We start from the raw sequence: 12,842 nt of genomic DNA, 5'->3' as shown, positions 1-12,842 counted from the left end.
TCCTCTCCGGCATGTCCTGCTCCCATTATGACATATCGCCGGCCCCCCTGCGCTGGAGCCTGCGGCGGAGTACAAGCCAGCTGCCCAGCGGAGCTGTGCCAAGCGCAAGCAACAGAACAATAATAACCTGCGTAGTGCCGCTGACTGACAGCACACCGATAAACACCAGGATACCCAGCAGCCGCCCGCTCATCAGGCTAAGCTCCCGAAGTACCACCCATTCAACCCGTTTACTCGCACTTTCTGCCGTTTCGCCCATCAGGTCAAAGCTGATTGAAGTCATCGGCAGCATGTATAATGGAATAAACAGCGAGGTTCCGATCCCCATCAGCAGCAGCGTACCGTAGCTGAGCTTCCAGAGCAGCGGCACGATCACCGCCACCAGCAGGATTCCGCCTGCAAGCATGCCTGCGGAGCGGAGGCGGGGCTTGAACCATTTACCGGCCGCATAATAGCTGACCAGGGAGACCGAGGAAGTAATCAGCGCGAATTGCCCGAGCTTGCTCTCTGTCTGTGCTGCAATGTAAACCAGCAGACCGATGAGGAAGGAAAAGACACCTTCCCGTATGCCTTGAAACACCAGGGCGCCGGCAACAGGCCGCCATGCGCTGCCGCTTCGCCTCAGCTCTCTCCACGGCTCCAGCCACAGATAGGCTCCTTCGCTTTTTCGCTTCTTCAGAAAGAAACTCAGCACAGCTGCAGCTGCGTAGATACAGAGCGATACGATGAACACCACCCGGTATCCGCGCTGCCCCTGGAGCCTTGAGATCAGCCAGCCGGACAGAAACGGGCCGACAATACCGGTCAGTGAACCAAGCAGGCCCATCCATCCGTTATAATAATCACGATTGTGTGCATCCGTTATTTCGAAATAGATAATATTATAGGACAGCCAAAATAAACCGATGGCTACGCCAAGTGTCAGGCCCAGCGGCCAGATGTAGCTTGACGCAGCTTCCCCGGTCCACAGCACCAGCAAATAAAAAATGCCCGAAACGGCGATTCCCAGCCGCAGGGCATTCATTTTATTATGTTCCTTGACCCATTTACCGGCCAGCCAGAAGCTGAGGCCCACCGCTACCTGCTGGCTGAACGTAAACCAGCCGATCATGCCATAATCCTGACGGGATTTCCACAAATATACATTCAAAAAAGTACCCGCCAGCACACTGGCCAGCATATTTAAACCGTTCACCGCAAGCAGCAGAGCCGCCTGGTTTTCTGGTGTTTTCTTCAATGTAACGCCCTCCTGCCATCTGTCTGGACTGGACAACCAATCCGGTTTAGCTTGTCCGGCAGGAGGACGGATTATAAACATTTCAAGTTATTTCCCGCTGCTCAGGTTGCGTACAAACTGAATACGGTCTTCCTGGGCAAGACTTTGCTGCACATGGAAGCAGGAAGGACAGACGTACAGATTCAGCGAGAACGGTGCCTTGAGTACAGGCCCGTCCAGCGCTTCGGAAGCTGCCGGCTCGAACTGGTCTACCGGCTGCTTACCGGCCAGCACCAGCAGCTCGTGGCACTGCGGGCATTCCGGCGCCTCAAGCTGCGCCGCCAGAACCGCTGCTACACTCTGCTCATATTGCTGCAGGTCATACTCTTCACCAAACTGGCTGAGCGTATTATAAATCGGTACTACGCTTTCTTTATCATCATCGTCCCACAAATTCTCGTTACTGATCTCGTCTGTTTCCGCCTCTTCCTCGGCTTCCGGCTCATCATCCTCAAGATCATCCACGCCTACGGTAATCGTACGGTAGCCGCTGAGCTCATTATTACAGTGGGGGCAGGTCTCTTCAGGCCCAAACTCCTCGTCCCACACAATTTCAGTATGGCACCACGGGCATACAGTTGTTTCCATTGTTTCTGTCTCCTTCTTACCTCACATATAAAATTCAGTTAATTACCAGATATAATATACCTGCTGCTAAAAAAGCTACGGCGGAGATAAACAGCACCCGGATCAGAATTTTCATCAGTTCTACTCCTAAGTCAGGATATCGCGGCGCCAATCACGTAGGACAGCGAGACCGAGATCAGCAGTGCTGTGAACCCGACAGCCCGGTTATCCGCGGCAATTTCATCATCAATCGAAAAAACGGGGGTCAGAAATTCAAACAGGAAATAAGCGAGCAGCAGCAGCAAAAATCCGACCAGCGACCATTTCATCGTCTCATAAATCGAGGCCCCCGCCTGAATACTGAAGCGCAGAATGTTACAGATCCCGAAAATTTTGCCGCCGGTAGCCATTGCCACCGCCAGATTCCCCTTGCGGATTTCGTCCCAGCAGTTATACTTGGTCACCATTTCAAAGAAGGACAGGAAGATTACCAGACCCAGAATGGCTACAGTGAAATAACCGAGCAAAGCGCCCAGCGGATGATCCAGCAAAAGATCAATATCCCCTTGCATAATTCCCCTCTTTCTGCCGTGCTTCCCCGCTACTCAAGCTCAGCTACGGTTACACCCGCGCCGCCTTCGTTGTAATTTCCAAGCCGGTAGCTTTTGACATGTCTATGTTTGCGCAGATACTCCTGGATTCCGGTCCGCAATATGCCGGTTCCCTTGCCGTGGATAATATAAATCTGTCCCAGATTGCCCAGGAACGCTTCATCAATAAAACGGTCCGTTTCCATGATCGCTTCCTCAAGATTGGCTCCGCGCAGATCCAGCTCACTGCGGACATTCTCGTCACGGGTACGCTTGACCGTTGTTGCCCTGCGCAGTGCAGGCGCAGGCTGATCCGGAGCGGATGCCAGAAACTCGAGATCGCTCACATTGACCTTCATTTTCATGATTCCGAACTGGACAACCGCCTCTTTGGTTCCGCTCAGCTCTACAATATAACCCTTCTGGTTCACACTTGGCAGCTTCACCTCATCGCCGGGCTGCAGCTGGCGCGGTGCTTTTGCAGCGCGGGACACTGCTTTTTTGCGCGGGGCCGGTTCTGCTTCATCCAGGCGGCGGCGTGCTTCGATCAGCTTATGCTCCTTGACCGAAGCTCCTTCCTCCATGGCCAGGCGGCGCAGATCGCTGATAATCTCCTCGGCTTCCTTGCGCGCCTTGTCGAGAATGGCGCTGGCATCCTTCTCGGCCTTTTCCAGCCGCTTGTCACGCTGGCTTTCCAGCTTCTCCAGCTCAAGCTGCTGCCGCTTGCGGAATTCCTCCGCTTCCCGGCGGATCACCTCAGCCCGCTCACGCTCCTGCTCGGCGGTAAGCCGGTTCTCCTCCAGGGAAGCAATCATATGCTCTACGCGCAGATCTTCTTCCTTCACTTCACCGCGTGCATGCTCCAGAATGGCGCCTGGCAGACCCAGCCGTTCAGCAATCGCGAAAGCGTTGCTTCGTCCAGGCACACCGATCAGCAGGCGGTAAGTCGGGCTTAAAGTCTGCACATCGAATTCCATGCTGGCATTAATGACACCTTTGCGTTCATAGGCGTAAGCCTTCAGCTCGCTGTAGTGCGTAGTCGCAATCATCCGGCATTCGGTGCGGTGGATATGCTCCAGAATGGCGATGGCCAGCGCCGAGCCTTCCGCCGGGTCTGTTCCGGCACCCACCTCATCCAGCAGAATAAGACTCTTGGGAGTCATCCGCTTCAGGATGGAGATAATATTGGTCATATGGCTTGAGAAGGTACTCAGGCTCTGCTCAATGCTCTGCTCATCCCCGATGTCCGCATAAATAGCATCGAATACGCACATCTGGCTGCCTTCCTCCGCCGGAATGAACAAGCCGGACATGGACATCAGGCTGAGCAGTCCCACTGTCTTCAGTGTTACTGTCTTACCGCCGGTATTCGGACCGGTCACGATAATCGAGCTGTACTGGTTGCCCAGCTCGGCGTCAAGCGGTACTACAAGCTCTGCCGGAATCAGCGGATGGCGGCCTTTGCGCAGCTTGAGATAGCCCCGGTCATTCATCCGCGGCTGGGTTGCCTTCATCTCCCTCGCGATCCGTGCCTTGGCAAAGATGAAATCCAGCTGGCCCAGAATATCGACATCGTAGGCCATCTCCTCAGCAATACTGCCGACCAGATCGGTCAGCCTGTGTAGGATGATTTCAATTTCACGCTCCTCGCGCAGCCGGGTCTCCCGCAGCTTATTGTTCATCGCTACGATTGATTCCGGCTCGATGAACAGCGTAGCTCCTGAACCGGACTGGTCATGCACAATCCCGCCAAAGTGAGCGCGGTATTCCGCTTTGACCGGAATAACGAACCGGTCACCGCGGATCGTCACAAGCTGGTCCTGGAGCATTTTGGCTACAGAGGACGAGCGGATCATCGAATCGAGCTTCTCGCGGATCCGTGTTTCACCGCCCCGCAGCTCACGGCGGATATTAGCCAGCTCAGGACTAGCCGAATCAAGCACATTCGCGTCCTCGTCGATGCAGGTGCGGATGGCATCCTCGACATGCTTTTGCTCGGAGAGCAGATCACTTAAGGCATACAGCATGTCGATCTTCTCATCCTCATGCATAGCCGCGAGGAACCGCTTGACTCTGCGCGCCCCGCCAATGGTGTTGCCTACGGAGAGCAGCTCGGACGTTCCGAGCATCCCTCCAATTGATGCACGCTTCAGCGCAGGCCGGATATCGCTTACTCCTCCAAAGGAAGGGATTCCTTTGAGCCGGTCCACATTGACCGCTTCGTCCGTGGCCTGAAGCAGCCTTTTCACCCCTTCAAAGTCACCGGAAGGCTTCAGCTCCTCTGCGGCAAGCCTCCCCATCGGGGTCTGCGTATATTGCATCAATTTATTTAAAATCTTGCGATATTCAAGCGTATGCAAAATTTTGTCGTCCAATTACAGTCACAGCTCCCTTCATAGATGTTTACATTATACCTAATTCGGCCCATTTACGCTATTTGGGGCATAGAAAAGCCGGCCTAAGGTCACAATAATAACTGCACATATCCTTATGCGAAGGCCAAAGGAGGTTTTTCCAGTGAGATTTTTAGGTCATGTAGTCCGCTTCATTGTGGCAGCCCTCGTACTGCTTGTTGTCGGCTGGATTGTACCGCAGTTTACAATCGGCGGGTTCTGGAGCGCATTGATTCTGGCTCTGGTGATTGCACTGCTCGGCTGGGTAGTTGAAGGAATCTTCGGCAAAAAAGCAACCCCGTTCGGACGCGGTATTGTCGGCTTTCTGGTCAGCGCTCTGGTCATCTGGATCGCCCAGTTCGTCGTGAGCGGAGTCAGCGTGACAATTCTTGGCGCCCTGCTGGCGGCGCTGGTCATCGGGATCATAGATCTGTTCCTGCCGGTGTCCACACCATTTGAAGCCGGTAAATAACTTCCTGCTGCAAGCAGACAATGAAACCCCCTTTCTCCGGTTCTACCCGGAAACAGGGGGTTTATTGTGAATCCTCTCAGGCATAGACAGTTTCTTCCTTATGTGAATGGGAGGCGGTCACAACAGCATTTTTACCGCCGTGTTTGGCGGAGTAGAGAGCGTTATCCGTTTTGCGGAACAGCAGCTCTTTGCCGTCGCCAAGCTGATAATCGCATAATCCGATACTGACCGTAATCGGCTTCCCGCCGGCATAAGAATGCTCCATCCGGCCGATGGCCAGCCGCAGCTCCTCAGCAGCCGCATAGGCTTCGTGAACATTTTTATCGGTAAAAATAACCGCGAACTCCTCCCCGCCATATCTGGCAGCAAAATCGTTCAGTCCGATCCTTCCCTTCACCTGGCCCGCTACTTCTTTGAGCACTAGATCGCCGACCCAGTGGCCGTAAGTGTCATTTACACGCTTGAAATTATCGATATCAAACAGGGCCAGCTGCAGATGCAGGCCGTTGCTTTCACACTGCTCCAGCAGCGAATCCAGATATTCGTGGAAGGTTTTATGATTATAGAGGCCGGTCAGCGCATCAATTTTGAGCAGCTTATCCGAAATGGCCCGCTCCACCATCAGCTCCTGCTCCGACTTGGTCAGCTGCTCCAGATGGTCCCGGACCTCACGCGCGCGGATAATCGCCATGCGGGACATGACCACAAATACAATAAACACACATTCCACCATAAAAAACTCCAGCATCGGCTTATCCAGCATGGTTCGCTCCAGCCCGAAATAAACGCCAGCATAAAACACAACACTGAACAGGCCCAGATAATGCAGCAGCTTCTGGTCAAAGTAAATCAGCGATATCATAATCGGCATCATCAGGGTCATCTGTGCCCCGTCCACAAACGGCTCGAGGACAAAATACATTAAATAGGAAACAACGAAGCCGCAGCCGACAACAGCCTGCTTCTGATACAGAACGGCAGTGCGCAGCCACATTTCTGCCAGAATCATCGCAATAACAATCATAATGTTGCAGGCAACGAATAAATGCCCTTTACCCGGCAGAAGAGCCGACTTTACCTCAGGCATGTGGGTGGAGAGCACAAAAATAAACTGGGCTGCCAGCATCAACAGGACAAGCACCCAGTACCCGTTTAATATTCTGCGGTGCCACATCTCCGCATTTTGTTCATCAATTGCTATATTAATGTAGATCCCCTACTTTTAGCCGATATATAATAGCTTTTATTATAATGAATTTGAATTATCTTTGCATCATTTATTTGCATGATTCGACAAACAACGACGTTTCTCTACTGTCCGGTATTTTTTCAAGGTTTATGAAAGACTTCCAGCAAAAAGTAAGCTATGCTAATGGGGAAACGACTCTGAGGAGGATGTCCATGTTCAAAAAGCCGGCCTTATTGCTGTCTATTCTCTGCCTGATCCTTCTGTCTGCCTGCGGCAGCGGGAAGGAGAATTCCTCCGCTTCAGGCGGATCATCAGAAAACGCTATTGCGGCGGAAGATGAGCTCACGATTACAGCAACAAACTACAGCTTTGACCAGGAAGAATATCATCTGAAAAAGGGCGTGCCGGTAAAAATCATTTTTAAAAATGAAAGCGGCAACCACGGCATTCTTGTACCTGAGCTTGAACTGAGATTAGACACCAAAACCTCCTCGCAGGTAATTATTCCAGAGGAAGCGGGAACGTATGAAATGACCTGTGCCATTATGTGCGGCTCCGGCCACAGCTCGATGAGCGCCAAGGTAATAGTTGAATAAAATACAAAACGGATGCTGCCCATAGTGGTCAGCATCCGTTTTGTCATGCATCCGCCATTCAATTGTCCTGCTCGATCAATTGAATCCATTCATTATATTCATTCTGCAGCTTGGCATATTCCGCCTGAAGGTCACGGTGTTCCTTGGCCAGCTTGTCCAGCTCGCCCTCTCTGAGCTCGAACTGTGCCTGCATCAGCCGGAGCTGACTCTGGGCCAGTTCAAAATGCTCCCCGATCTCATCCAGCTGCTGCTGCGCTTCACGCTGTGTCTCGCTTAACGATTTGGCCTGTGCCTCCGCCTCCCCGGCTTCCTGCTGCCAGATCTCAATTTCCTCACGCAGAGCAGCTTCCGTACCGCTCCACTGTGTTTCCCGCTGCTGCAGCTCTTCATACTGCTGCTTCCAGGAGGCTTCAGTCTCGCGGGCTTCCCGGATTGCTTCCTGCTGGCCGGCAGCTGCCGCTGCAGCTTCACGGGCAGCCTCGGACAGCTCTTCAAAGCGCCGTGCGGTTTCCTCGGTTTCAGCCTCCAGCAGGTTGTATCTTTCCTCCAGCTGCTCTTTGTCCTGCAGCAGGTCGTCATACTGTGCAATCAAGTCCTCGTACCGGCTGCGCAAAGCCGCAAGCTGCTTGCGTACTTCCGCCGCGTCTTCACGCTGTGCGGCAGATTCAAGCTCGGCTTCTGCCCGCAGGCCGGCCTCGCGTTCCAGCCTCTGCTGCATTTCGAGAGCCTGGCTGCGCAGAGCTTCTATCCCGTGCTGCAGCGAATCTGCCCGCTCTTCCGCTTCCAGCAGGCTCATTTCGAGTTCGCCGATATCTGCCATATGCTTATCGGCAAGCTCCTGCCAGTTCCGCGCCTCTGCTTCGGTACGGGCAAGCTCATCCTGTAGACGGCTCTGCTCCGCTCCGGCTCTTCCGAGTTCGCTGCGCAGCTCCTCTGCTTCACTGCCTGCCAGCTCATATTGCCGGCGCAGCTCTTCCAGCTCGTCGCTCAGCAGCGTCTGCAGCTCTGCGGACGACTGCAGTTCCCTGCGCGACTCGCCGAGCGCCGCTTCCTTCTCCTGCAGCAGACTGCGCAGCTCTGCTGTCTCTTGGCCTGCCTGCTCATATTGCCGGCGCAGCTCTTCCAGCTCGTCGTTCAGCAGCGTCTGTAATTCAGTAGACGATTGTAGTTCACTACGCGCCTCGTCGAGCGCCGCTTCCTTCTCCTGCAGCAGACTGCGCAGCTCTGCTGTCTCTTGGCTTGCCTGCTCATATTGCCGGCGCAGCTCATTGAGCTCGTCGTTCAACAGCGTCTGCAGCTCTGCGGACGACTGCAGTTCTCTGCGCGCCACGCCGAGCGCCGTTTCCTTCTCCTGCAGCAGACTCCGCAGCTCGGCTGTCTCTTCGCCTGCCTGCTCAAATTGCTGGCGCAGCTCATTAAGCTCGTCGTTCAGCAGCGTCTGTAATTCAGTAGACGATTGTAGTTCCCTGCGCGCCTCGCCGAGCGCGTCTTCCTTCTCCTGTAGCAGACTGCGCAGCTCTGCTGACTCTTGGCCTGCCTGCTCAAAGCGCTCACGCAGACCGGCTGATTCCCGCTGCTCCTGCTCATGGCGCTGACGCAGCTCTTCAAGCTCCGCGTTGACCAGCTCCGCAAGCTCTGTTGCCGACTGTAGCTCTTCCCCGGAGCGGTTCAGCCGCTCCTCTGCCGACTGCAGGGCATCCCTGAGTCCGGCCGCATCGTTCTGCGTCTCATCATAACGCTGATGCAGCTCTTCCAGCTGCCCGTTAAGCAGAGCAAGCTGCTCGGCTGAAGTGCGCTGCTCCCCGGCGAGCTGCTCTCCCCGGGCAACAGCCGCTTCATACTCGGCCTGCAGACTCTGCCGGGCATCGCGTTCGCTCTTAAGCCCCGCTTCGGCCGCACGCAGCCGTGACTGAAGCTGTCCCGTACCTCCGCGCAGCTCATTAAGCTGCTTGTCCAGCTCCTGAAGCTGCTGCTTGTGACGGTGCTCCTGCGTGCCCTGGGACTGCCGGAGCTCCTTGTTCTTGGCCTGCTCCTTCTGCAGCGCTTCCCGCTCCACGCTGAGCTCCTTCTCAAGCGCTGCCTTGGTATCTGCAAGCTCCTTGCTGAGCACGGCGCGGATCTCTACAACTTCCCCGCCCAGCGATTCCCGGGTCTGTGCCAGCTCCTGCTCCAGCTGAGACAGCGTTTCCGCTTTCTCCTGCAGCAGTGTATCACGGAGGTTATTCAGCTCCTCCGCATGCGCCGCCCTCAATTCGTCAAGCTGCTGCAGACGCGCCTCATCAAGTGCCGCCAGCTCCTGCCTGTGGCCATCGCGGCTTACCGCCTGCTCCTGCTCATAGACATTGCGCAGCTCCTGCAGCTCCGCCTCGCGGGCCTGCAGCTCTCCGGCAAGCTTCTCCCGGTCAGCAGCCGCCGCCTGCTCCGCCTGCTGCAGCTGCTCGGCATGAGCCTTACGCTCCTGCTCCAGATTATCCAGGTGACGCTTGCGTTCCTCTTCAGCCTCTGCTACCAGCCGGGCGGCTTCCGCCTTGGCCGACTCCCTTAGCCGTTCATATTCTTCCTGCCGTTCGCGCTGGACTTCCAGGAGGCGTGACACCTCTACCCGCAGTTCGGTACGCTCACCGGTCAGCATATTTAGTTCATTTTTGAAGTCCTGGACCTGGATAGCCTGCTCTGCCATATGTACGGCTGCAAGCACCGCGATCCGCGGGGTATCCAGTCTGGAATGGGATTTTGAAATGGCGTGCATATGCTCGTCCACATAACGGGCGACTTGCTTCATATATTCAGTGCTGCTTCCGACTAATTTATAGGAAGTTCCATATATCTCCACGGCGACACGGGTCCGGTCCATAGCCACAGTTGTGCCCTCCTTTGTATGTGTGCGGATTCTAAGCTGATTGCCCTGCTCCTATTGTATCGTGATTTCTGGACATTTGGCAAAACAACCGTCTTATTGGATAAATTCTGCCGGTACCCCGCACTTTTGTACTTAAAGATGTGTATAGGAAAAGCCGCGCGAATCCCGGTCTAATTGGATTCGCTGCGGCTTTGCACAATTCCTGCTACTTTCTTAATTCTGCACCAAAAGTTTGCTGAAGCGCGGAAACGACCTTTTCGTGCACTTCTGATACCTCTTCATCCGTCAGTGTATGCTCTGTATGGCGGTACAGAAGGGAGATGGCCACACTCTTTTTGCCGCTTTCCATTTTACCGCCGGTATAGACATCGAATACCTGTACGTTCTGCAGCAGCGTTCCGCCGTTCTCACGGATAACGTTCAGCAGATGGCCGGCAGGAACAGTCTCATCGACAACAACGGCAATATCCCGTTCCATCCCCGGGAAGCGCTGCAGTTCACTGTACTGCAGATTAGTCCGGGCGTTGTCATACAGCGGCTGCAGCTGCAGCTCAGCCACATAGGTGTCCTCAAGGTCAAGCTTATGCTGCAGCTCCGGATGAAGTTGGCCCATCGTGCCAATCAGCGTACGTTCTGCTCCTTCAAGCAGATAAATGGAAGCGGAACGGCCCGGATGATAGTCCTGCGGCGCATTGCCTTCATATACGATACGTCCGGTGAGCCCAAGATAAGCAAATACGCTCTCCAGTGCTCCCTTGAGATCGAAGAAATCAACAGGTTCAGCCGTTATATTCCACTGTTTGGCTGTACGGGTTCCGCTCAGCAGCAGCCCCAGTACCGGCAGCTCACGCGGCTGGCGGGTTAGCTGCTCTTCGTCAGTGAAAAACACATTGCCGATCTCGAACAGCGCCAGATCACTCTGCCGGCGGTTCGTATTATAGAGGGCAATATCCAGCAGCTGCGGCAGCAGGCTGGTGCGCAGCACACTGCGCTCCTCGCTCATCGGCATGGCCAGCTTCACAGCCTGCTCGCCTGCGGAGAACGCAGGGAACAGCTTGCTCTGCTCCGGCTGGATGAAGGAATAGCCCATTACTTCCTGGTATCCGCCAAGAGCCAGCATACGGCGCAGTTCACGGCGTACGGATTGCTTGTGTGTCAGCGCCCCAGGAGTCGTAACCCCTTCAATCAGGGTTGTCGGAATATTATCATAGCCGTACAAACGGGCTACCTCTTCAATCAGGTCCACATCGTAGCTGATGTCTCCGCGCCGGGAAGGCACCTGCACTTCAACCAGCCCTTGCGCGGCATCGCCGCACTTGAAGTTCAGTCGTCCGAACAGTATCTTCACTTCCAGCAGCGAAAGCTCTGTACCCAGATAGTCGTTCAGCTTCTCAAGCGAGAGCGTCAAGATCTTCTCCGGAGCAGAATCGCTGCCTGCCTGCACAATGCCTTCATGCACTGCGCCGCCTGCATAACGGGCGATCAGGGCTGCGGCGCGGTTCAGTGCCGGAATGACCGCTTTCGGATCCACCTGCTTCTCGAAGCGCAGGGAGGCCTCCGAGCGCAGGCCGAGCTGGCGGGAAGTCTTGCGTACGGTGCCGCCTTCAAATCTGGCCGACTCCAGAACGATATTAACGGTCTCTGCCGTTACTTCTGTGTCCAGCCCGCCCATTACACCTGCCAGAGCTACCGATCTGGCTCCATCGGCAATGACCAGCATTTGCGGCTCCAGCTTGCGCTCCTGGCCGTCAAGGGTGGTCAGCACTTCGCCTTCACGGGCAAAGCGTACTCCCAGCACGCCGCCTTCCACTTTATCACCGTCAAAGGCATGCAGCGGCTGGCCGTATTCCAGCATTACGTAATTTGTAATATCAACGATGTTGTTGATCGGGCGCACTCCTGCAGCCATCAGGCGGTTCTGAATCCACAGCGGCGACGGAGCAGGCTTCACTCCGGAGATATAACGCACCGCATAGTGGCTGCAGAATTCCTCGTTCTCGATCTGGACGGAAATGGAGTCGGAAGCTTTGCCCCCAGCTTCAACCAGTTCCGCAGCGGGATCAGGCAGTTTCAGGTCACGGCCCAGAATGGCGCTCACTTCATACGCTGCACCAATCATGCTGAGACAGTCGGAGCGGTTCGGCGTCAGATCAAATTCCAGAATCTCGTCATTCAGGCCGAGCACCTTCAGGATATCCTGGCCGACTTCCGTGTTCTCCGGCAGCACCAGGATGCCTTCCTGCAGCTCTTTCGGCAGCAGCTTGTCGTTCAGGCCCAGCTCTTTGGCCGAGCAGATCATGCCCTGTGACAGAACACCGCGCAGCTTCGCTTTCTTGATCTCCAGACCCGGCAGCTTGGCACCGACGAGGGCAACGGGCACCTTCTGGCCGGCGGCCACGTTCTTCGCTCCGCAGACGATCTGCAGATCCTCGCCTTGTCCGGCATCAACGATACACACGTTCAGCTTATCGGCATCCGGGTGCTTTTCTTTGGATTTCACATATCCGGTTACGATGCCGGACAGTCCTTTATTGCGGCGCTCCACGCCGTCAATCTCAATGCCTGCGGTAGTAATTTTGTCCGCCAGCTCTTCAGCGGTTACTCCCTCTAACGATATATAATCGGTCAGCCATCCGGTTGATACTTTCATGTCCGCTCACTTCCTTTTGTTTCAGATGTATTTATCTACCTGCCGGGTCTGCTTGCTGAAGATGTTTAAAATATAGCCCGAACCAGTAATACTCAATTTCGGGATAGCCGTGACTCCAGAGAATGTTTGGACTTCCGGCCGCTGTTGTCTTCAGATTTCCTGATTAGAACCGCTATTCGCGGTCGAAATCTGAAGACAGCATATGCTTCCGTAGCGAGCTTTTCTGCGAAAAGCTTTTAGGCGGTCGCT

The 12,842-nt window shown here is 54.9% G+C and carries 9 protein-coding genes; 2 read left to right on the top strand and 7 right to left on the bottom strand.

Going from position 1 to position 12,842, the window contains the following annotated elements:
• Window positions 1-25: 25 nt before the first annotated feature.
• The 4 genes from AC4G46_RS09120 to AC4G46_RS09105 all read right to left on the bottom strand — a co-directional run bounded on the left by AC4G46_RS09120 (window position 26) and on the right by AC4G46_RS09105 (window position 4,808).
• Window positions 26-1,237 (bottom strand): MFS transporter, encoded by a 1,212-nt coding sequence (locus AC4G46_RS09120; protein ID WP_491127649.1) that lies wholly within the window; start codon window positions 1,235-1,237, stop codon window positions 26-28.
• Window positions 1,238-1,324: 87 nt separating this feature from the next.
• Complete coding sequence (locus AC4G46_RS09115; protein WP_491127648.1) at window positions 1,325-1,864, bottom strand: hypothetical protein; 540 nt, start codon at window positions 1,862-1,864, stop codon at window positions 1,325-1,327.
• A gap of 131 nt (window positions 1,865-1,995) precedes the next feature.
• On the bottom strand, window positions 1,996-2,415 hold the full coding sequence (locus AC4G46_RS09110; protein ID WP_221802612.1) for a DUF350 domain-containing protein: 420 nt from the start codon (window positions 2,413-2,415) through the stop codon (window positions 1,996-1,998).
• 29 nt (window positions 2,416-2,444) lie between these two features.
• Complete coding sequence (locus tag AC4G46_RS09105) at window positions 2,445-4,808, bottom strand: endonuclease MutS2 (protein WP_491127647.1); 2,364 nt, start codon at window positions 4,806-4,808, stop codon at window positions 2,445-2,447.
• A 142-nt stretch (window positions 4,809-4,950) separates the two neighbouring features.
• On the opposite strand from AC4G46_RS09105, the gene AC4G46_RS09100 reads away from it, so the two are divergent.
• Window positions 4,951-5,298 carry a phage holin family protein gene (locus AC4G46_RS09100; protein WP_491127646.1) on the top strand — a complete coding sequence of 116 codons (348 nt, stop codon included), beginning with the start codon at window positions 4,951-4,953 and terminating at the stop codon, window positions 5,296-5,298.
• 76 nt (window positions 5,299-5,374) lie between these two features.
• On the opposite strand, the gene AC4G46_RS09095 is transcribed toward AC4G46_RS09100, so the two are convergent.
• Entirely contained in the window at window positions 5,375-6,472 is a 1,098-nt protein-coding gene (locus tag AC4G46_RS09095; RefSeq protein WP_491127645.1) for a GGDEF domain-containing protein, read from the bottom strand.
• A gap of 227 nt (window positions 6,473-6,699) precedes the next feature.
• On the opposite strand from AC4G46_RS09095, the gene AC4G46_RS09090 reads away from it, so the two are divergent.
• Window positions 6,700-7,083, top strand: coding sequence for a cupredoxin domain-containing protein (locus AC4G46_RS09090; protein WP_491127644.1), 384 nt, complete (start codon window positions 6,700-6,702; stop codon window positions 7,081-7,083).
• 58 nt (window positions 7,084-7,141) lie between these two features.
• Here the strand turns inward: AC4G46_RS09090 and AC4G46_RS09085 are convergent, their stop codons facing one another.
• Together AC4G46_RS09085 and pheT are read right to left on the bottom strand one after the other, a co-directional pair.
• Window positions 7,142-9,943, bottom strand: coding sequence for a hypothetical protein (locus AC4G46_RS09085; protein ID WP_491127643.1), 2,802 nt, complete (start codon window positions 9,941-9,943; stop codon window positions 7,142-7,144).
• A gap of 205 nt (window positions 9,944-10,148) precedes the next feature.
• Window positions 10,149-12,593, bottom strand: coding sequence for a phenylalanine--tRNA ligase subunit beta (pheT, locus tag AC4G46_RS09080; protein ID WP_491127642.1), 2,445 nt, complete (start codon window positions 12,591-12,593; stop codon window positions 10,149-10,151).
• Window positions 12,594-12,842: the final 249 nt, after the last annotated feature.

It is taken from the genome of Paenibacillus sp. fava2 (assembly GCF_058313675.1).
Note: the sequence above shows the minus strand (reverse complement) of the source record. Positions and strands in the feature narration are given on the sequence as shown.